General features: G+C 57.1%; 14 protein-coding genes and 1 pseudogene. 5 read left to right on the forward strand and 10 right to left on the reverse strand.

The annotated features are described in order from the left end of the window. Positions 1–83: 83 nt before the first annotated feature. Complete coding sequence (locus QA643_RS17225) at positions 84–1,349, reverse strand: hypothetical protein (RefSeq protein ID WP_283034283.1); 1,266 nt, start codon at positions 1,347–1,349, stop codon at positions 84–86. Continuing rightward, positions 1,321–2,184 carry a hypothetical protein gene (locus QA643_RS17230; RefSeq protein WP_283034284.1) on the reverse strand — a complete coding sequence of 288 codons (864 nt, stop codon included), beginning with the start codon at positions 2,182–2,184 and terminating at the stop codon, positions 1,321–1,323. Before QA643_RS17230 ends, QA643_RS17225 begins: the two co-directional genes overlap by 29 nt. 147 nt (positions 2,185–2,331) lie before the next feature. On the opposite strand from QA643_RS17230, the pseudogene QA643_RS17235 reads away from it, so the two are divergent. Then, positions 2,332–2,451 (forward strand): annotated as a pseudogene (locus QA643_RS17235) (GMC oxidoreductase); the annotation flags it as partial. Between the two features lie 52 nt (positions 2,452–2,503). Here QA643_RS17235 and QA643_RS17240 read toward each other — a convergent pair. The 3 genes from QA643_RS17240 to QA643_RS38675 form a co-directional block, all read right to left on the reverse strand. Then, the gene (locus QA643_RS17240; protein WP_283034285.1) at positions 2,504–2,686 is read right to left on the reverse strand and encodes a hypothetical protein; all 183 of its coding nucleotides are present in this window, start codon (positions 2,684–2,686) and stop codon (positions 2,504–2,506) included. A gap of 265 nt (positions 2,687–2,951) precedes the next feature. After that, the gene (locus QA643_RS17245; RefSeq protein WP_283034286.1) at positions 2,952–3,449 is read right to left on the reverse strand and encodes a hypothetical protein; all 498 of its coding nucleotides are present in this window, start codon (positions 3,447–3,449) and stop codon (positions 2,952–2,954) included. Between the two features lie 1,321 nt (positions 3,450–4,770). Next, positions 4,771–5,292 carry a septal ring lytic transglycosylase RlpA family protein gene (locus tag QA643_RS38675; protein WP_349253279.1) on the reverse strand — a complete coding sequence of 174 codons (522 nt, stop codon included), beginning with the start codon at positions 5,290–5,292 and terminating at the stop codon, positions 4,771–4,773. A 391-nt stretch (positions 5,293–5,683) separates the two neighbouring features. Here QA643_RS38675 and QA643_RS17255 point away from each other — a divergent pair, with 391 nt between their 5' ends. The 3 genes from QA643_RS17255 (at position 5,684) to QA643_RS17265 (ending at position 8,791) form a co-directional block, all read left to right on the forward strand. Further along, positions 5,684–6,232, forward strand: coding sequence for a cell envelope biogenesis protein TolA (locus QA643_RS17255; protein ID WP_283034834.1), 549 nt, complete (start codon positions 5,684–5,686; stop codon positions 6,230–6,232). Positions 6,233–6,281: 49 nt separating this feature from the next. Further along, positions 6,282–7,499, forward strand: a complete 1,218-nt coding sequence (locus QA643_RS17260) for a Ku protein (RefSeq protein ID WP_283034287.1) — start codon at positions 6,282–6,284, stop codon at positions 7,497–7,499. Between the two features lie 146 nt (positions 7,500–7,645). Further along, positions 7,646–8,791: a DNA topoisomerase IB gene (locus QA643_RS17265; protein ID WP_283034288.1), complete on the forward strand. Its 1,146-nt coding sequence runs from the start codon at positions 7,646–7,648 to the stop codon at positions 8,789–8,791. Between the two features lie 78 nt (positions 8,792–8,869). On the opposite strand, the gene QA643_RS17270 is transcribed toward QA643_RS17265, so the two are convergent. Together QA643_RS17270 and QA643_RS17275 are read right to left on the reverse strand one after the other, a co-directional pair. Next, entirely contained in the window at positions 8,870–10,531 is a 1,662-nt protein-coding gene (locus QA643_RS17270) for a helix-hairpin-helix domain-containing protein (RefSeq protein WP_283034289.1), read from the reverse strand. A gap of 1,822 nt (positions 10,532–12,353) precedes the next feature. Further along, on the reverse strand, positions 12,354–12,848 hold the full coding sequence (locus QA643_RS17275; protein ID WP_283034290.1) for a DUF4142 domain-containing protein: 495 nt from the start codon (positions 12,846–12,848) through the stop codon (positions 12,354–12,356). 756 nt (positions 12,849–13,604) lie between these two features. On the opposite strand from QA643_RS17275, the gene glgX reads away from it, so the two are divergent. Further along, on the forward strand, positions 13,605–15,836 hold the full coding sequence (glgX, locus tag QA643_RS17280; protein ID WP_283034291.1) for a glycogen debranching protein GlgX: 2,232 nt from the start codon (positions 13,605–13,607) through the stop codon (positions 15,834–15,836). Here the strand turns inward: glgX and QA643_RS17285 are convergent. The 3 genes from QA643_RS17285 to QA643_RS17295 form a co-directional block, all read right to left on the reverse strand. Further along, complete coding sequence (locus tag QA643_RS17285; RefSeq protein ID WP_283034292.1) at positions 15,833–17,398, reverse strand: putative maltokinase; 1,566 nt, start codon at positions 17,396–17,398, stop codon at positions 15,833–15,835. The genes glgX and QA643_RS17285 overlap by 4 nt on opposite strands. 5 nt (positions 17,399–17,403) lie before the next feature. Next, entirely contained in the window at positions 17,404–19,338 is a 1,935-nt protein-coding gene (locus QA643_RS17290; protein WP_283034293.1) for an alpha-1,4-glucan--maltose-1-phosphate maltosyltransferase, read from the reverse strand. Between the two features lie 1,053 nt (positions 19,339–20,391). Continuing rightward, on the reverse strand, positions 20,392–20,751 hold the full coding sequence (locus QA643_RS17295) for a hypothetical protein (protein ID WP_283034294.1): 360 nt from the start codon (positions 20,749–20,751) through the stop codon (positions 20,392–20,394). Positions 20,752–21,087: the final 336 nt, after the last annotated feature.

Below are 21,087 nucleotides of genomic sequence, written 5' to 3' on the forward strand. Positions count from 1 at the left end.
CATCTGGCGATCGTCAAAGCAGGGCTATCGCTCCTCCGGCAGCAAAACCAACAGAGAATTGAAGCTTGCTTCCGGTCACGAGATCATCGAAGTTGCCCAAAGTCATTGCATTTCGATGCAAGAATACATTGGGGCTTCCCCGGTTGAACGAACGCGTAATCGGCCGACTTTGCCGATATTTTGCCGGAGAAGATCGCAGGCTGACCGTCCTTGGTGATGATAAGCATCGGACTAATCCGCAAGCGTCTTGGCAGGTCTAGAGCTTTCAAATCGTTTTGCAGATTCTTGTATTTTTCAAATCGTCTGGATCGCCAATACTCTCGAAGTAAGTACAGTCGGGGCATCAACTGGTTGTCTTCGTTATCGAAAGCCGACTCAAGAAGAGATGTGGCGTCCGCTCCAGATTTCAGCTCTGGATGCTCGGCCAACAGTTTTCCAAGTTCAAACCTAAGTTCTTTCGATGGAGCGCGCGACAGCGTCTCACTCAGGGTATCGACGGCTTCTTGCAATTGTCCTCCATCAGAGAGAATGCGAGCGAGACGCAGCGCAATCGGAGTGACTGTGTTGTTCAGTTCATATGCGCGCTTAATTGCCAGCAAGGCTCTTGCGTCTTGATTAACTTCAGTCCGAAAGCGAGCTTCTGCTTGAAGGACGAACGGATCGGCCTCCGACCGTGAGCGCGCAATCATCAAAGCCTTCTCAATGTCTTGAATCTTGTTTGCAATCGCGCGATCGGTGAGGCTTCCTTGCGAAGCGCTCTTCAATAAGTCTACAAGCTCGTCAATCTGAATGTTGAGTCCTAACGTGTAATCCCGCGCTCCTTTCGATCTTATCTGATTGAGAACCGCATTGGCATCTGAGCGAAGATGGGACTTCTTGACCTCGTTATTCGCTCTATTCGCCATGTGACGCAAGATATTGGCTTTGGTATTGAGTTTGCCCTTTGTCCAAGTGCCGGGCTCATCATCCGCAGCGAGCGACCGGTTTATGAAATCCAATGCAACATTTAAATCTCCGTCCGAATGTTGGGTCTCAAACACAGCCCTCTGATGCAGAATGAAAGAGTCGCCACCGGTGATCTCCAATCCCGCATCTAACAGCTCACGCGCTAGGTCTCCGTTAGAGAAGATACTGCGCAGAGTTGCGTCATGCATGAGGGTTTCGAACGCTTCATTATCTGCAAGGTAGTCGCGGTTGATTCCCTTTAGTAGACGAAGCAGTGCATCATATTTCTGCTTTTGAGTCGTAAGCACTTTATCGAACACAATCTCTGCAATCCTTTGGTGCCTCGCTCGATAGAGGTGATCACCGCCATATTTGTCAGTGCTTACGAAGACAACGTTTTTCAAGGGGCCTAATCAGCCGTGCGTTAAATTCGTCAAAAGATACCCCGCCGATTCGTGAGATAAGACCGGCTCGTAGATCGGCGCCCAATCTCTGAAAAGTGCATATATCGAGGTAAAGAAGTTGCGCCTCTATCGGTATTATCCGGTTATATTCGTCGATCACAATGTCTTCGAACGACTTCCCCTTTGTAGCTTCATGCAGGGCTACAAGTATCTGGCGATCCAGTTTCTGCTCTATGATGTCCCTGCACTCTTCGTCGGTTTTATCCGACATTATGCCCAGCGCATTTGACGATCTTAGCTTTGCCACTAATTCGGTTACTTCACTCCGATTTAGCCGCGTAAGCTCTTCCTCAAAATTGACGTAGCGTTCAAGTTTATCGCAGCGGGCATTCCATTCGTTGTGTCGTTCCGCAATAATGACTGTGAGTGGTAGTTTATCTGCGCGAGCGCTTTGTAACACCTCCTCGATCTCATCGACGTGATAGGCAGCGCGATCAACGAAAAGAAATATCCGTGAAGAAGTAAGAGTTCGGATGTCGCTAAGTGCGCTATAACGGAGTGCGCCGGTTCGACGATGATAAAGGCAAAGGCAGTCAAATTGCGTGGCTGCCTCCCATGCAAGCCTTCGAAGAAAGACGTATTTTCCCGATCCCGCAGCGCTTTTGATCACGCAAAGCTCCACCGTAGCAGAGCCGTCCTCGACGCGGAAAAACATATCTGACAAGAGCGCGTCCGTCTTCTTCGAACGGCGAACGTCCAGGTTGTTTACGATTGGGTAGAATCCAAGCGGAACACCTTCGTAGAAGTCGGTCTTCTTACCTTCGCCGATGGGCACCCATGAAGGCCGGACCAACTTTCTCTGAGCTTCAAGCGGAGTTGGCCGCAGCTAGGCAAGGTCTATGCTTTCGATCTCCTCTGGCGGGATGGCGACCTTCGCAAGCTGCCGCAGATCGAGCGCAAGCAGCTTCTGTTGGACTTGCTAGACGCCTCGCTGGCAAAGGCCGCCGGCGATATAGGCACCACGATCTTCCATCCTGTCGGCACCGCCAAGATGGGCACGCCGAATGATCCCATGGCTGTCGTCGACGAGCGGTTGCGGTTTCTTCCGATCTGCGGAGAGCCGGGGCCAAGTCTTGCGAGGAACTAGAAAAGCGTCAGATAGCGTCCCACTGCTCAACCACGAGCGGAGCCTTGTAAGTCGCCATCACTTCGGTCGGATTGATCGACATCGATGCGGTTGTCGCTTGCAATGGCGTAATGGTATGCGACCACGCAATCGATGCTGCAACCGCAATCCCGATGCCCATTATGCCCGTTGAGAAGAATAGCTTGAACATGACGGCAACCCCTTGAGCTAGTGATCATGCGATCATGAGCCGGTGGGGTTTCCGGACTATGGCGTGGGCTCCCAGAAATGATGTCGAGTTCAATTGTTGTATTTCGTAGGGCCTGCCCAAGATTTCGTCCCACGCCGCAGACGAAACAGCTTCACCGAGCCGTGACCAGTTGCCGACGAAGTGGTGTTGGTCCAGCACGCGCCCGCCGCGCGGGTGTTGCGGTGGGCTGACCTGGGAGATCCGATCATGTCCTACGTGTCATTCCTCAATACTGCCGATATGCCATCTGAGCAGACTCCTTCATCTCGGCTACAAACTGGCGAACGTTCATGCTTACCGCCCGCATAGTTTGCCAAGCCGCAGTGGCCTTAAGCCAGCCCTTCGCTTTTTCGAAATTTGTGTAAGCCCAGCGGAAGGCTGGAATTATCATGAGCTTGTCTCGAGTAAGCCTGAACAGGCGCTCGACCAGCACGAGCTTTAGAAGTTCGCCGATGACAAGCGTTGCGATGCTGCTCATCATTTGCCCCGTAGCAGCCAGATAAGCCGCGACGGGTTTTACCGGTTCCAAAATGACTACGGGAACCGCAAACAACGCGAGCGAGGGATACGGTCGCAAGGATCTGACCCAGGCACACACTCGCCTCAGCACCACCCGTCTCGAAAGCCAGTGCGCAATTGGCTTGGCGATTGTCATGAAGATCGCGTCCGCCAGAAAATACAGGGCGGCCAGGATATAGCTGACGGGCTGTAAAATTCGCTTCACGCCAAATCTCCGAGCAGATCTCAACCTGCGAGGAGGGGGGATGGTTTCACTGCAAGAGTAGCCCGACAAGAGCGATCTATAGGTGACGCGGCGTCCACCCCTGGTGAACCCGGGGGCGCGGAAGCTGCTGCATCAATTCGCCGCGCAGCATCAACGCGTTCATGAACCTAACAGAGGGGCTTCAGCGTTGTGGGTAAGGGGCAACAACAAGGAAAAAGAGGCAACAATGCACATCCGCAAAGCCATTTTGGGTGCAGCGAGCGCACTAGCTCTTGCTTCACCTGCAGGGGCGTCCGATCTGCCGGTAGCTCCCTATGTTAATGTGCCGAGTTATGAGCGGTACACTCATACGTACGAGTATCGAACCGCACATCCTGTGGTAGTGGCGGAGCCAGCTCCGGTCGCTTCCGAAACCATCATCATTCGCCGGCCCGTGGCTGTGGCACCGCGAGTGGTGGTTGACGAATACCCCGTCTATTCGGCGCCGCGGGTGTATGTGGCACCTCCCGTGTATGCTTACGCGGGGCCGGGCTGGCGGCACGGATGGCATCATCGGCACCACTTTCACGGCGATTGGTGAGCTTATGAGTTAGATAGGGACGCCGCACACCTTAGACTCGGGCATCCGAACTGAAGTGCGATCGGCTAACCTTTGGTGTGGCCGACGACCGGCGGCGATGCCGCGATACTGGTTCAGCCATCGGGAAGAGCTGAACGCTCCAAGAGCCTCAGCTCTGAGCGCCTCGAGTTGGGACTTCATGGTGCGCCTCGGAAATTGCTTCGTCATAACTTGAGCCCTCCACAACCGAATTGAAGTACGTGCGCAGTTACAATCTAGTTCGTACGTAAATGGGTATGTGAACGGGTCCTCACCGCGCGTGGCGGATCATCCCTCAAATAGGCTGGCAATCCCGGATAGTGAAGCAGCGATCCAGACGTAATAAGCCAAGCCGGACGGTTTCCAAGTCAGTCGCTGCTCCTCAATCTCGAGTCAGCATGCCACGAAGGTGCACTTTCAATTAGCGTGAGCGCGGCCGGCTCCGCCATCGGCGCGCCAATTGGCCAACCGCCGGACTTGGCCGATCACTTGATCGATTTCGCGCTTTACGGCACTGCACAGCGCACCAAGCTATATGAGTTGCTGGTGACACAGGAGGCGTCAGCGACGAGGCGGTCTGCGAGCCCTCATAGGTGGACGCCAGTCAGGCCGCTCGATCTACCGGCAACCCGACATTTGCCGAGTGCAGACTGCGGGTGAGCTGACCCGCCATTCCCGCCATTGCACTGTTGCTCGATCGCGCCGGTGCTTGTTTGCCGGGTGCTAGAGCACCTCCGCGCGAACTTGGGCCACGCCACGGTCTGTGATTCCCAAGCTGCGAGCAGCAGCGCGCGAAAGATCGAGGACGCGGCCTCGAACCCAAGGTCCTCGGTCGTTAATACGGACGACTACGGATTTGTTGTTCGTCGTAGCGGTGACACGAACCCTCGCGCCGAATGGCAAGCTGCGGTGCGCAGCGGTCAGCGCGTCTCGATCGAACGAGGAGCCGCTCGCCGTTTTCCTCTTTAAGTATGAATAGTAGGACGCTTTTCCGGAAAACGAGCGGTTGAAAGATCGAGATGTCGAACGACGCGACGGACGGTAAGTCCGCTCTCCTTTTGCCGAAGGTTGCTCTTGCAGATCTTGCTTGCTCTCGGTGGGCGGCTCGGGAGCTGGCTCCGCGTGGGCCTTAGGAATGATGGACCATCTATCGTCGAAGGACTGCGCTGCAGTAGGAGTTACCTGTAGCACCATCCAAGAAGCGACTGCAGTAATCGCGAGTATTCCAAAATGAAGCGTACGCATGACAGGCCTCAAAAACAAAATGCACGGATGAACAATGCAAATTGGTGAGGCGGTGTTCCCGCGCGCGGATGGTCGCGGCGGTGAGCGGTTAAGCGATACCAATAAGGCCGGTCGAGCCGCGGCAAAATGCCAAAACGACGCATGAAGCCTGATGCCATCAGGTCACAGTGCTGAGGATATTGGCCGATTGTCAGCCGACGTGCAGACACCGATAGTTCAGCTGGTAGCTTTCGTTGCAATGCAGCGGCGTCGGCGGTGCGGACTCGTGGAAGGTGCCCTCCAAGCTTGAAGCGGGTCCGCCCTTTTCCCAAGCCGCCGGAGATCTCAGAGCAAGCTGAAGACCTACGAGACATCATTGGGCTTTTTCGACCTGGCGATAGCGGCGCCTTCGATGAAGGCGGCTTTGGAAGCCTGGGGCGCGGACAGCAATCTCTTTCACCAGGGCGCGGCGAAACAAAGTGAGGATCCCGACGTAATCGCAGCGACGATGGCGGCGCCGGGCGTCGTTTTGAAACGGCCCGTCGGATCCAGCGGACCCTTCATGGAGCACGCCGAATTGCCTACTGATCTCACCGGCGACCGCGGTTCGAAGAGGTCAGACCGCAAGTCCCAGGGCCGTCAGGCACACAAGCCTTCGAGGCGAGGCAACGACGACGCGGCTGATCGGAAGGCCGCACGCGCTTTCGAGAAGGAGCAGGATCGCCGCGCGCGCGAGCAAGCGAAGGAAGAAGCGGCCCTGGAGAAGGAGCGCGAGCGGCGGCAGCATGCCATCGACAAGGCGCAAGGCGCCTTGGACACAGCCCGTCGAAAGCATGACGAGAGAGTAGCAGGCATTCGGGCGGAACTCGAGGCTCTCGAGGAGGAATCGCAGACCGAAGAGGCGCGTTGGCAGAAGGAAATGGCGCGACTGCAAGCTGCGTTGCGGCGGGCGCGAGGGTAAGCCGCCCCTCTGCCAGGAGGACACTGTGAACGGGCGTGGAAAAGGCCGGATGCCGATTTCGGCAGCAGAAGCCTTACTGCAGCGCATGCTCGACCAGATCGGAGAAAGCTTATTCGGGGAAGGGCCATTCGGAGCATTCCTGCGTGAACGCAGGCCGCCCCTGAAACTTCCGCTCCTTACTTCCGTTGACTCCCCGGCCATAACTCGGCTTGGCCCTTGTAACCTGTTGCGTTGGAGTTTCCCGGTGCCGGCATCCCGACCCTATTGGAAGGGCTATCTGAAACTGTCCTTCGTGTCGTGTCCTATCGCGCTCTACCCCGCAATCTCGGCGGCGGAGCGGATCTCCTTTCGGCAGATTAACCGGCGCACGGGCCATCGCCTCAAACAGAAACTCTTCGATTCCGTTACGGGAGAAGCGGTAGAGACAGCCGACAAGGCGCGCGGCTATGAGGTCGGCGAAAACGACTTTCTGCTAGTCGAAGACCGAGAGCTTGCGCAGGCGCGACATCAGCGGCGGGCCCCTGGTGAGGTGGAGCTTGTCACGCCGGCTCACTGTGAAAGCCCGCCAACCGTCCCCGTCAGCCTGCACGACGATGCTGCCAAAGCGGGCGCCGCTGACGATGATGAAGAGGAGGAGCAGGAGGAAACCATCACTTTCCCGCGGCCGCAGAATACGCGCACGATCGAAATAGAGCGCTTCCTTCCGGCCGGGCAGATCGATGTGCGGTATTTCGAGAAGCCGTACTACATCCTGCCTCGCGAGGAGATCAGTCAGGAATCTTTTGCGGTGATCCGAGATGCGATGAGCCGGGAGGCGGTTAGCGGCTTGGCTCGCATAGTGCTGTCCTCACGCGAGCGGCCGTTTCTGCTCGAGCCGATGGGCCGAGGCCTTCGCGGCGTAACGCTGCGCTTCGCACACGAGGTCCGAAACGATTCGGAATATTTTAGCGAGATTCCCGAGATGAAGCTTCCGCCCGAAATGATGAAGCTCGCGCAGCACATCATCCGGACCAAGTCAGCCGATTTCGATCCCAGTATGCTGGAGGATCACTATCGCAGCGCGCTCGTGCGCATCCTGCGTAAGAAGCAGGCGAAACGCCCTGCGAAGATCCCTCCGGTCAAGCCCTCACGCGAGAACGTCGTCAACCTCATGGATGCGCTCCGCCGAAGCCTTGCAGCGGAGCGCTCGCCAAAGCCTGCTACCCGTGGCGGCTCCCGAAAGCGGACCACTGCAGGCCGCGGCACGCGACAGCGCAGGACCGGTTGACCCAACGCGATGATACCTCTCCAGCCGATCGTTTGGACCAGAGCTCACCTGCGGCTTGTCTGATACTAGGTACGGCAGCCCGGCACTTTAGGCCTCTATTAGGAACCGCCCCTGCTCAGGAAAGTTCATCCACAGGAGGTGGCGTATTGCTAGTCGATTCACCCGATGCCGCGCAGACGATCGTCGATCCGCGTGATGCGGCCGAATCTGTTGGCCTAAGATACGTGTCCGACGATCAGCCCGGAATTCGACGCAAGAAGGCGGGGACCGGATTCAGCTACGTACGACCCGACGGCTCGAAGCTGACCGGACCTGACGCGCTGAAGCGGATCAAGGCACTCGCGATCCCGCCAGCATGGACCGACGTGTGGATATGCCCTTCTGCAGATGGCCACATCCAGGCAACCGGCCGAGACGCAAAAGGACGTAAGCAGTATCGCTACCATGCCCGCTTCCGCGAAGTGCGCGAAAGCACAAAGTATGAACGTGTGGTCGCATTTGCGGACGCACTTCCTTCCATTAGGCACACCGTGCGCGAGCACATGGCATTGCGCGGCTTGCCACGCGAAAAAGTCCTGGCAACCGTCGTGCATCTCCTGGAGACCACGTTGATACGTGTAGGCAATGACGATTACGCCAGGCAGAACAACAGCTATGGCCTGACGACGTTGAAGAACCGGCACGTGGCGGTCGAGGGAAGTGAGGTTCGCTTTCGATTCACGGGCAAGGGAGGCAAACAATGGTCGCCGCGCGTACGAGACCGGCGCATCGCCAAGATCATCAGGGCCTGTCAGGAGCTCCCTGGACAGGAACTGCTTCAATATATCGATGAGCAGGGTAATTGCCAGGACGTCACGTCGACAGACGTAAACGAGTATCTCAAGGCAATTACCGGAAAAGATATCACGGCAAAGGATTTCCGAACCTGGGCAGGAACGGTGCTGGCGGCCATGACCCTGAGCGAACTTCAGAGCTTCGACAACGCCGCGCAGGCCAAGCGCAATCTGCGCAATGCAATCGAAAAAGTCTCCGCGCGGCTCGGCAACACACCGACGATCTGCAGGAAATGCTACATTCACCCGGAGGTACTTAACTCTTACATGGATGGAAATTTGGTCCTTGAGATCAAGTCACAGGTCGAGAATGAGCTTCGGAGTGCTGTCGAAAACATGAAGCCCGAGGAAGCAGCCGTGCTCGCCTTACTCCGCGGGCGACTAGCCAAGCAGGCAGAGCAGTCGGAACACGCCGATATCAAACAGTCGTCCAGCAAGCGGCGTGCGCACGCTGCATGAGTTGGACCATAGTTGGCGGAGGACCCCGCATAAGTATCTCTCTTGCAGATCAGTAGCAGGATGCGCAGGAGAGATTGTTTACCGACGCCGCTTAATATGCCTCATGAGCTGTGGCAGGCTCATCGCATTCAATACGCGATCCGCCGGTACGCCGCCTTTGCGGGCCATCTCGACGCCCCAGTGCATATGATCGAGCTCTCGGATCGAGTGGGCATCCGGATTGATGCTCAACATGCAACCGAAATCGAGGGCAGCCTGATGCCAGCGCCAGTCGAGATCGAGTCTCCAGGGATGAGCGTTGATCTCTACAGCCACGCCGTACCGCGCGCAGGCGCGCAGTACCTTTTCGATATCGATGTCGTAGCCTGGACGGCGCATGAGCTGACGTCCGGTCATATGACCCAGGATCGTGGTGTGTGGATTCGAGATCGCACGGAGCAGGCGGGCGGTCTGTGCTTTCCGGTCGAGCTTAAAACGGCCATGAACACTCGCGACGACGAAGTCGAATCTACTAAGAATTTCATCAGGGTAGTCGAGGGAGCCGTCGGCTAAGATATCGGACTCGATGCCCTTGAGGATCCGGAATTCTTTGCCGAAGCTCTTGTTGAGCCGGTCGGCTTCGCGGTGCTGCACCTCGATCTCCTCAAGCGAGAGTCCGCCTGCGTAATGCGCTGACTGCGAGTGATCCGCCACGCCGAAATACTGGAAGCCGCGCTTGCGCGTGGCCGTCGCCATTGTCTCCAGTGTCTCAGTCCCGTCAGAGGCATCCGTGTGACAATGCAGGATGCCACGCAGATCGCGATCGGCGATCAACTTTGGGAGGTTGCCCTTTAGCGCACGCTCTATTTCGCCGCGCCCTTCGCGAAGCTCCGGCTCGACGAATGGAAGGCCGAGTGCGCCATAGATTTCCTCTTCCTTCGCAGCCACCAGACGCCGACCCATTCTCAGCCCGTTCGCCTCAAGCTTCATTCCCTTATCCTCTGCTAGCGCCCGAAGCTGATCAAGGTGATCCCTCGATCCTGTTGCATGAAGCAGGATCGCGCCGAAGTGTTTCCGGTCCGTGACATGGACTGTGAGTCTGTCCGACTCCAGAGCGGTAGGCCCGTCCTCCGCATCGGGCGCTACGGCGACAAGAGCGAGATCGCCCACCAATTCGCACCCACGCCGGAAATCGCCAGCGATGGTGACATGCCTTAGATTGGGCCGCGTCTCCTGAAGCGATGCCTTCGCATGTTCAAGGAGAGCGGCCGCGCGGTGCAGATGCAGCCGGCCGTCGCCGCTTTTGGCGATGGCCAGATTCTGCAGGATCTTGGCCTGCAATGAGGCGCCAAGCCCCTTGGCCCTCTTGATGCGGTCGCCCTTGGCCGCAGCCTCGAGTTCCGCAAGAGAGGTGATGCCGAGGTCCTTGTAAAGCCGAAGCACCTTCTCGGGCCGCAAGCCCGGTACCGTTAGCATCTCAAGAACGCCGGCTGGAATTTCCTTTCGGAGCTTGTCGAGGCTCGGATGCGCTCCCGTCCGATGCAGCTTTTTGATGATATCGGCGATAGCTTCTCCCACTCCGGGGATTTCGGTGAGGCGATCCTCCTCGACGAGCACATGGAGCGGGACCGCAAGCGCGGAAAGACTGTCCGCAGCGCGGGAGTAGGCCTTTGCACGATATGGATTGCCGCCGCGCAAAGCAGTTCGCTGCGCATATTCCCGTAGCAGCCTTGCGACTGTCTGGCTGTCGGCAACCATCACCCGACTCGTCTGCCGCCGGACAGCCCCATTCTTCCCGCGGTGAACCCAATTCTTCGCGGGCGCCGCTTCCCTTGACAATTTTGCCAAGCCCATCAATCGAGCGATTTCTCGAGCTTTTGCGCCACCCGAAAGTCATCCATGTGATGTAGGTTCGGGCCATACGCGGCTTCCTTCGTCAGAAGGTGATAGATCCTTGCTGTGGCAACCTGAAGTGGCCTCATCCGTCCTACGGGCATCGCCCGAGCGTTGCAAAGAGCTCGCATAGCATGGGCCCGGAAATAGTGAAACGCGTCCGACATGCGGATCCAACGTCGGTCGGGGATTTTAGTTCTTCCGGCCACCCGTCCAGGAACCCCGCGGAGATCACCTGGTTGAAAGGGCATGACAAGAGTTCTCTACGAAAGCGCCAACGGTGACGTCTGGCGGCTGGTCCGCGATCCGCAATCGGGGGTCGCTAAGATAGAACACGAGCCGAATGCCAGCTCGGGGGGACGCGCGTCCCTGATCGAAATTGGAAAATTCCTTCGAGCTGGCGCCAACGGTCCCGAACACCAAGCGCTACTCCAGTTGATCGGCTCCCTGGTCGACGACTGACGAGCCTCAGGAAGGCTCGGACGGGCGTCGCCTGAACGGTTTCGGAATTGCCCGATTTGGATAGCTGTCTAAACTGGGTTTAACGCAGCCGCACCGCGAACCATGTTCTTCTTTTTCTCGAACCGTCTAGGCTGTTTGGGGTCGCTGCTGATCTCAGCTGTTGTCACGGTCGGGCTGCTTTTCATGTTGGGGCTGCTGCGCTTCTGAACAGGCATTTGCAATGCGCCAAATGCGTCGAGAGCGCTGAACATCTTTCATTAAAGGCACCGCAAAGGAGATCCAAGATACCCTTCACGATTACGCAGGCCGGTACGGCTAAGCAAGAAACCAACATCGGAGCGCGATCGATAAGAACAAAGTCTATCTGGTCCAGTGACAGATTACGTCTTCTAGTGAGGGGGATCGATGGGGACCCAAGCAACCCACTCGCCGTCCTCGTCCGTAACCAAAATCGCGAAGCTGCGATTTCTAAGTTGCGGACGATCGTCCCACAGCCGTTTCGCGACTCTTTCTGCCGTATCATTATCAGGAGACAATGGCCACCTTCGTCAGCGGCAGTCTTCGAATCTACCAAGTCAAAGTGGTAACGTGGCATAGAGGATTGTTCGCGTTCGCGGACCGATGCGGTGAGGATAAATTTGCTGCTGATCGCCGGTGTGGGCTGATGCTGTTTCTAATCCATAACAAATGTTGCAGCTGACATGCACAGCGACCGAATATTGTCTTCCAAGTTAGCGAATGCGCATCCCATGGTCGCGCTGAAATTGCGAGACGACCGCTGCGGCGCATTGTCAGCTGAACCAGCTATATACATCTGGCTCTGAAAAGAGGTGACGAGGGTGTGTCCTACGCTCAGGCGACCAGGCTGCGATCCCCGTAGACCTCTGACGACAAAGCAGTCGAATAGATGCGGTGCCCTTAGGGCGACAAGCGGGCTCATCGAGGCTGGAGGAAATCTCGACGAGCCCGCAGACGCCGCGCCGCTAGTTCCCCGACCAGCCTACGGTTCCACCTAGCGACCTGTCCGTCAGTGCGCTTTCGGACATTTCCGCTGAAATAGCCGCACTGTGGCAATGCAGTCGCACCGATGATGCCTTTCGCCCTAGCTTGCCGCTCCTTCGAAATCGCTCCTTGTGGAAATGACCAACGTTCCTATGCCGGCGACAACTTTGGTTCTCTCTTTCTCCGAGGGCAGTTTCGTACCCGGCTGCTAGCGAGAGCACAGGTCCTACCTGCTCGAGGTCTTCTTTGAGGTCAATGACTTCGCGGTCTCTAGATGCTTCTGTAGAACCGCAATATTCCCCTTCGCATACTCCCCGGCAGGATCGGCGTTTTTTGACGCTTTCTTATACTCTGCGATATCCTTCTGATGGTCGGCGACCATATGAGCTGCGAAATCGCGATCGAACTTTGGCCCGGACATTTTTGACATTTTTTCGTAATCAGCCTTTTGCTTCGCATTCGGGCCGCCCGGCGGCGTCACGCCCATGGACTTTGCTACGTCGATGGCCTTCTCATTTGCTGCTGTGTGGTCGGCCTGCAGCATCTGGCCGAAGTTCTTCACATTTTCGCTCTGGCCGTTCTGTTGCGCCAGTTTCCCCATCTCGACTTCGGCGTAGTTGCCTTGAATGGCTTTCTTCAGGAAGGACTGGCTCGGCTTTTCCGCAGCGGAGGCGGAAGTTGCAAGAAGGAGTGTGAGAAAAGTGAGTGCTGTACCCTTCATGGGAAGTATCCTTGTTTGATTGTCAGTGTGGCCATCAAATAAGGATAGTCGAGCGTCGTTCCACTTTTGCGTGCAGAACTGCATCAAGACCTGCTGAAATGCCCTGAAACCCAGAAGTCGCGGGTCAGTGAAGCGGGAACTTGCTCGGATGAAGAGGGTTCTTCCTGACTATGGGCACTTTTGCCCCGCGAGCGCGTGAACTGGCGCGTGCCGCGCGGACAGATCATGGTCATCACTGCAGACGTCCATGGTCGTCAACTGAAGAGCCGATAAAAGCCCGGCCGGACACACATGTGCCCCGCCGCGGCACGGGAGGTTCGCATGTGCGATTTGTGCCGCGAGCTGGACTATAAGATCGAAGCCTGCCGCAGCTTGGAAAGTTCAACTAACGACGAGCTAACGCGCGAAGCCGTCGCTGACCTCATCAGGAAATACGAGGAAGACAAAGCCAAGCTCCATCCAGACCAGTCGAGCGAAGCATCGCGAAGTTGACTCAATTAGCAGTGTCCAGTCCTGCGCAAGTCTTTGCTCGGGGATAGAACGCGGATGGCCGGCCGGATCGCTTTAAATCAAATAGCGCCTAGCATCGAACGGCCTTAAAAGACTTTGGATTGTTAGAATGCGAGACTTTGAAAGAGCCGCTTCGAACACGGGCGGAAGCGTTTGCGTGTCGTGGCTCGCAGGAACCAAAGCATACGTAATGCTTTTAATGCCTGGGCGAAAAGCTGCCCTCGCCGAATGCGGCCGGGATTTCTCATGAGCAGGCCCAAAGTTGAGAGGCTGGCCCTGACGGCCGCAAGCCTTCGGCATTCCGCGGTGCTGGAAGGTAAGCCCTTTCCGCTTGGGGCAACCTGGGACGGCCTTGGTGTTAATTTCGCGCTGTTTTCGGCTCATGCGACGAAGGTCGAGCTCTGCCTCTTCGATGACAGCGGAAAGAAGGAGATCGAACGCATCGAGCTGCCAGAATACACCGACGAAGTCTGGCACGGCTATTTACCGACCGCACGACCGGGTACGGTCTACGCCTATCGGGTCCACGGCCCTTACGAGCCCGATGCGGGGCACCGTTTCAATCCGAACAAGCTGGTGATTGATCCTTATGCGAAGCAGCTCGTGGGGGCGCTGCGTTGGGGGCCGGAGTTATTCGGTTATGAGCTCGGTCACTCAGAGAAGGATAAGTCTTTCGATTCACGCGACAGCGCGCGCCTTATGCAAAAATGTCGCGTGATCGACCCCGCCTTCACCTGGGGCCGTGCGGCAAAGCCTGAGGTGTCCTGGGATCGCACTACCTTTTATGAGATGCACGTCAAAGGCTTTACCCAGAGCCATCCGCTTGTGCCGGAAGGCGACCGCGGTACCTTCGCCGGACTTTGCGATCCCCATATCCCTGCCTATCTTCGAGCGCTTGGGATCACGAGCGCTGAATTTCTACCCATCCATGCTTTTGTTGACGATAGTTACCTTGCAGATAAGGGCCTGCGAAACTATTGGGGCTATAATTCGCTTGCGTTTTTCGCGCCAGAGCCGCGCTACCTCAAGACGCCTTTTGCGAATGAGTTCAAGGAAGCCGTCAATCAATTCCATGCCCATGGTATCGAGGTGATTCTCGACGTTGTCTACAATCACACTGCCGAAGGCAACGAACTCGGGCCGACGCTGTCCTTCAAAGGCATCGATAATGCGAGCTATTATCGCCTGCTTCCAGATCAAAAGCGCTACTACATCAATGATACCGGTACCGGAAATACGGTAAACTTGTCGTACCCGCGCGTGCTCCAGATGGTCGCGGACAGCCTACGCTACTGGGCGACCGAAATGCGCGTGGATGGCTTCCGCTTCGACCTTGCAACCATTCTCGCGAGGGAGCCCTACGGCTTCGATGAAGGCGGCGGCTTTCTGGATGCCTGCCGGCAGGATCCGGTCCTTTCGTCAGTCAAGCTGATCGCCGAGCCCTGGGATATAGGACCGGGCGGCTATCAGGTCGGCCAATTTCCCCCTGGATGGGCGGAATGGAATGATAAATTTAGGGATGCGGTGCGGCGCTTTTGGAAAGGGGATGAAGGCATGGCGCCCGAATTTGCGCGGCGCATCACCGCTTCGGGCGACCTCTTCAACAAGCGGGGCCGCAGGCCATGGTCATCCATCAACTTCGTTACGGCGCATGACGGGTTCACCCTAAACGATGTCGTTTCCTATAATGATAAACACAACGAGGCCAACGGCGAAGACAATCGCGACGGACACTCGGACAATCACTCCTGGAATCACGGCGCAGAAGGGCCGACCTCTGATCCAGAGATCACCAAGCTTCGCGAGCGGCAAAAACGCAATCTTCTCGCGACGATGCTGCTGTCGCACGGGACCCCGATGATCCTCGCGGGTGACGAGTTTGGTCACACCCAGCGTGGTAACAACAATGCCTATGCCCAGGACAATGATACCACATGGCTCAACTGGCTCGGGATTTCGGCCGAAGGCCGAGCCTTGCGGGAATTCGTCCGCAAGTTGATCGCGACGCGGCAGGCCTTTCCGATCCTGCACCGTTCAAGATTTGTCATCGGCAACGTCAATGAAGATCTGGACGTCAAGGACGTAAGCTGGCTCGCTCCGAGCGGCCGGGAGATGACAACGGAGGATTGGGAAAATCCGGCCACGCGATGTTTCGGTATGCTGCTCGACGGAAGAGCGCAGGAAACCGGTGTCAAACGGCAAGGTTCGGATGCAACGCTGCTGCTTATCTATAACGCGCATCATGATTTAGTCGAATTCGTCTTGCCCGAAGTGCCACAGGGCCGAGCCTGGGTCGGGCTCATTGATACGCATGCACCGGATGTGACGGTGACGGTTTATCATTTTGGCCACCGCCTAAACGCCGCTGGCCGATCAATGCTGGCGCTCGGCCTCGCGACGGAAGAGACAATGACGCGACGGCTCCGCCAGGGTCTGAGTGCCATCATGGACATTGCCGAGTTTCCACTTACGGTCTAGCCCACGCCTCCTTCTTCGAGAACGCGCAGGACGCCTTGCAGTGGCACGGAAATCCAAGCCGGCCGGTAGGAAAGCTCGTATTCGACCTCATAGAGCGCCTTTTCGAGCAAAAAGAAATTCAACATCGCTTTCGTATCCTCAGTGCGGTCGGGCCACAGAACCGAAGCGCCCATCGCCTCCTGATAAGAGCTCAGAAAGCCGTCTGTGGACTGCTGGCGCCATGTGAACAGCGCTCGCGACGTCGGTGGGTTGAGCTTTTCTGATTTCTGTCTCTGCTGCTTCGAGGCCATGGCGGCGTAATCCAGTGAGCGTAACACACCTGCGACATCGCGCGCAGCGGGAGCCTTGCGCCTCCGCTCTGCCAAGGGTCGGCTGGGCTCGCCCTCGAAGTCAATGATGATCGCGTCCTCATTGGCTACAAGGACCTGGCCCAAATGCAAATCGCCGTGATGGCGTATCTTGCAGCGGCCCAGCGAAGGACGGATGAGGTCAGCTGCGTAATCATGCAGTCTGGGTTTGAACTGAAGCAGGCGCTCCATGAGGGGGCGGTCGTCTATGTCCAGCGACGATCCCTCCAACCTGTCAAAGATGCGAGCCGAGCGCTCCATGACATCGCCCACCCAAAAATCGAGATCGCCTTCGTCGATCGGCTCAGGCTTGAACGGGAGTACATCGTCGCGGCTCGCCAAGGAGCGATGCATCTCCGCCACACGACATCCCAGACGCCGTACCCACTGAAGATAATCCCGCCGTGCGGTGATCGCGCTGTCGCGTTCTTCAGAGCCTTCTGCAATTGAATCGAGGTAAATGTTGAGGCGCTCGGCCGACCAGGTCCAGGCATCACCGCGGTTCGGGACAAATGCGTGGACGATACCTAGGGCGTAGCTCGTGGAAGTATGAGCAGCCTCGAGGTGGCCGAGCAGCGCAGGCGTATGGGGAAAATTCGCCGCCTCGGTCAGAAAATGTCCCATCTCAACTTCAGGGTTTTGGCCGGGCTCGATTTGGCGATACAGCTTGACCACATAGTCCTGGTCAACCAACGCAGTACTGTTGGATTGCTCGCCGGCAATGGCCCGGACCCGGGATGGAGTGTTCGGTGGCTGGCTCCCGAGTTTGCTCGTGGGCTTGAAATCCAGCCGCCAACCCGAGCCGGCAATGGAAGCCTCGCGCCGAAGGTGATCAAGGAGCCGCCGGATGAAAGCCGGATCCGCAGCGACGTCGCACAGCAGTCCTTCGCGCTCGCCCTGGTGCAAGCGAGCCACGATGGATTTGTCCAGCTCGGGACCGGCCTCAACGGACCAGTCGACCCGTAAGGGCAGGAGATAGCGGGCGCGATGGTTGGTCTCGATAACGACGAAGGTGGTTGAATCCGCGGCGAAAGGAAGGCTTGCAATGATCTTTGGCTTGATTCGTCTTTCGGAGTTGCCGGGGAACCACCTGGCTTTGGCGAGAAAGGCAGGAAGAAAATGTCTTTCGAGAGCTTCGGTTACCTCGCTGTTCGCCACCCATGAAGAAGCTTCTGGTATTTCCAAGAATGCGAGGTGCTCACCGGTAGTGCCCATGTCCGTTATCCCAAGCACCGGAAAAGCAGCACAGGATCGTGCACGGGATCGATCCAAAGCCGCATACCGCCATGGGCGACGGGTGAGGTCGGACCAGATTTCAGGTTTTCGAGCGCGGTCACGGGCTTCAAGTCGCCATGGCCTAGCCGTACCTGCACATCACCGAGCGGAAGCCAGAATTCTCGGAAACCGCCTGTCAATGCGATGACCGCTACAACTACGTTTGTCTGATCGGCGGAATGTTTGACGTAGGCGATGACCGAGTTGTCCTCCACGGGCAGGAACCGGATTGCGGAGGTCTGTTGCAGTGCCGGGTTTTCGCGCCGGATACGATTGATCTGGGCGATATAGGGCTTGATATTTCCGGGCTTGTCCCGATCGCGGTATTTCAGCTCGTATTTTTCGGAATTGAGATATTCCTCGCGGCCCGGTATCGGCTCATGCTCAAGAAGTTCGAAACCGTTATAGATGCCGTAGTTGCTCGATAATGTTGCAGCCAGCGCAAGCCGCGTCTTGAACATCCATGGCTCGCCGCGCTGAAGGTGGTACGGCAGGATGTCGGGCGTGCTAACAAAAAAATTAGGACGATAAAACTCGCGCTCGGGGTAGCCCGCGAGCTCGTTCACATATTGCTCGATCTCCCATCTTTCTGTTCGCCACGTAAAGTAGCTGTAGGACTGCGTGAAGCCGAGCTTGGCAAGCCCCTTCATCACTTTGGGCCTGGTGAATGCCTCTGAGAGGAAAAGCACGTCAGGATCGCGCGCTTGCACTTCCTTGATCAGCCATTCCCAAAAGCGAAACGGTTTGGTGTGGGGGTTGTCGACACGAAAGATCTTGACGCCCTGCGAGACCCAGAACAGCACGACATCGCGCAAGGCCCGGTACAACCCTTCAACATCGTCCGACTCGAAATCGACATTCACAATGTCTTCGTATTTCTTTGGAGGGTTCTCCGCGTATTTCATCGAGCCATCTGGACGGCGTTTGAACCATTCCGGATGCTGCTTGAGCCAGGGGTGATCCGGTGAACATTGGATAGCGAAGTCGAGAGCAACCTCCATGCCGGCGGCCGCGCATGCCGCAACAAACCGACGAAACTCCTTCAGGCTTCCGAGCTCCGGATGGATGGCATCGTGTCCGCCCTCATCTGAGCCAATCGCGTAAAAGCTGCCCGGGTCACCATCTTCGGCTTTGAGAGAATTGTTGCGTCCCTTGCGATTCGTGCGTCCAATCGGGTGGATGGGCGTCAAATAGATGACGTCGAAGCCCATAGCCTGAATGTCGAGAAGACGATTGATGCAATCGTTCCAGGTGCCATGTTGTCCTGGCTGAGGACTTTGGCTGCGAGGCACCATTTCGTACCAGGAGCTGCAGCGGGCCTTGGGCCTATCGACGATGAGTGTAAGAGGCTTCGACCGAGTGAGATCCGTCCGATCTTGCGCTTCGGCCATTGCTTTTTTAAGGTCATCGGCGAGCAGGCTCTCGCACTTGCCCGACTGTAAGAAGCTCTCAGATGCACGCGCAATCTTTGCTGTGACTTCCTGACCGCCGCTTAGAGCCCGCGTAAGCAGGGAAGCCCCCTCCATAGCGTCAACTTCTGTCGCCACATTGGCGTTGCGTTTTTGCTCAAAGCCATGTCGCCAGGTCGCGAATTCGTCAGTCCACGCCTCGATCGCGTAGCTGTAACGGCCGGTCTTCTCAGGCACGAAGGATCCCACCCAGCGGTCATTGCCATGGTGAATCATGACGGTCCGCTGCCAATCGGCGTCCGGCTCGCGGCGCCATATCAAGGCGGCGGAAACGACATCATGACCGTGGCGATAGATATCGGCCCAAACTTCGACGTTCTCGCCCACGATCCGTTTAACTGGAAAGCGGCCGCAATCAATTGAGGGGAAGATTTCCTCGATATGAAAAGCCTGCTTTACAGGAGCGCTCATGGCATGATGGGGACACAGCATCACAGAGACTTACGTACGAATGCTGGAAGTGCCGGATTGTTCCCGTGTGCTCGCGGTACCACAGGAAGGAACTATTGGGGCATCGCAAGGTTAGAGCTTGCGGACGTCTTCGACGACGCATTGAACGACCAGAAGCGCTCGAAATACGAGTTGCCTCAAGTCAGTGTTGTCCCCTTGCCACCGCTCCTTCGAACGAACTGCTTGCGACGGGTGAATGTGCCCTGCCAAACAGTGCGTGGCTGCGTTCGTCCACAGATCGGCAACTTGAAAAGGAGGGCGCAGACGTGCCGGCTCATGGTGGTACATGTCCCATGATGCGATGCCTCAGCGTGGGCCTGAACGCAACGGGCGCAGTCTCGAGGCAAGGCGGAGAATTGCCCGTTCCTATTGCGCGCGGCACAATTCTGAGCAACGCAGCCCCTCGATCCCGGGAGCCTGTCTCTACCTATCGCGCCCTTCGCGAGACGTGCTCGCGCAGCGGGCCGGCGGGGAGCAACTGGGCTTGTTCGCGCAGGGCCTTTGCTTCTTCGGCTAGGTCATTGAGAGTTTGGTTCTGCCGGAAAGGCAAAGGCTGATCACCATGCGTTGGCCGTCCATTGCATGAGAAATGTGAGAGCGCGATGGCGCGTTCTCATCATCGATGGATGCTAAAGGCCGCGCGGTGATGAGAGAAGTGTGCGCGTTAGAACGAGCTCGGACATAACAAAGAATATCTGCTCAATATTTTGTTTATTACGGCTCAGCTGCGGACGCGCAGTGAACTAGGCGCCGGGGGGCGGCAAGTCGCCAGCATATCGATTCACGACAAGATCTGGTGATTGCTCCTCGGCAGTGGTGATGAATAGCTCCGCATCGCCGAAATGCCGGATACGGCACCATATGCCCGGCCGACATGCAAGACTCGCGTGTGGTCGAGAAGGGCTTGTGACCGCGGCGGCGCCGGCCCGCCCTGTCCAACCTGCAACAGAACCGATCCGGCGGAAGAGGTCCGGTTCGATCTCGCCTTGCTCGAAATCGGAAAGAAAGATGCCGTCAACGCGTCGTGCTAGCAACCGCGCTAGATTGTTCATACGTAGATGTTAGATGTAACGGCAGTGAACGAAGGTCCTCGCCCTGCATGGCGAGGATGTCGAAGGCGTAAACGTAAAGATGTATCTCGTCATTGTGCTTGCGGTTATGCAGGCCATTGAAATCGGATCGGCCGTCGACGCCGAAGAGCACGGCCTCGCCGTCGATGCGGTTGCGACGCGCGGCCTCGGTGATCAGCGGAAAGCGGTCGCTCCAATCGTTGCCGTTGCGGGTGAACAGCCGCACGCGCTTGCCCTCGCATTGAATGATCAGCCGATAGCCGTCGTGCTTAATTTCGTGGATCCAATCGGCGCCGGCCGGCACCTTTGTCCCCTGGGTGGGGATGCAGGGCTCGTAAACGGGTTCTCGCATGCGGGAAAAATAGCTTTCCGGATAGAAATGCGAATCTAGATTTACGCTAGGCGAAGCGTTAGTTGCCGCCGATCAGGTGCGGCACGGCGCTCAACAAAATTTATGAGCGAAGGCGGCGGTTCGCACGTCTTTAGATCGCGGTGCCTGGCGCAGTTCGCGGACGACATCTTCGGAAAAAATCTTCTGACCATCGCTCAGTCCTGTTGCGGGCGACCACGTCCCAATCGGACCTAACTTCGGACCACTGAGGTACCTCCCAATAGACGGACGTTCAGCGGGAAATTGCGG

It is taken from the genome of Bradyrhizobium sp. CB3481, assembly GCF_029714305.1.
Taxonomy (GTDB): Bacteria; Pseudomonadota; Alphaproteobacteria; order Rhizobiales; family Xanthobacteraceae; genus Bradyrhizobium.

What these genes read in the sequence shown, in the direction of transcription:
- QA643_RS17240 (WP_283034285.1), bottom strand. Translation starts at nt 2,686, where the DNA reads ATGTTCAAGCTATTCTTCTCAACGGGCATAATGGGCATCGGGATTGCG.
- QA643_RS38675 (WP_349253279.1), bottom strand. Translation starts at nt 5,292, where the DNA reads ATGCGTACGCTTCATTTTGGAATACTCGCGATTACTGCAGTCGCTTCT.
- QA643_RS17255 (WP_283034834.1), top strand. Translation starts at nt 5,684, where the DNA reads ATGAAGGCGGCTTTGGAAGCCTGGGGCGCGGACAGCAATCTCTTTCAC.
- QA643_RS17260 (WP_283034287.1), top strand. Translation starts at nt 6,282, where the DNA reads ATGCCGATTTCGGCAGCAGAAGCCTTACTGCAGCGCATGCTCGACCAG.
- QA643_RS17275 (WP_283034290.1), bottom strand. Translation starts at nt 12,848, where the DNA reads ATGAAGGGTACAGCACTCACTTTTCTCACACTCCTTCTTGCAACTTCC.
- glgX (WP_283034291.1), top strand. Translation starts at nt 13,605, where the DNA reads ATGAGCAGGCCCAAAGTTGAGAGGCTGGCCCTGACGGCCGCAAGCCTT.
- QA643_RS17285 (WP_283034292.1), bottom strand. Translation starts at nt 17,398, where the DNA reads ATGGGCACTACCGGTGAGCACCTCGCATTCTTGGAAATACCAGAAGCT.
- QA643_RS17290 (WP_283034293.1), bottom strand. Translation starts at nt 19,338, where the DNA reads ATGAGCGCTCCTGTAAAGCAGGCTTTTCATATCGAGGAAATCTTCCCC.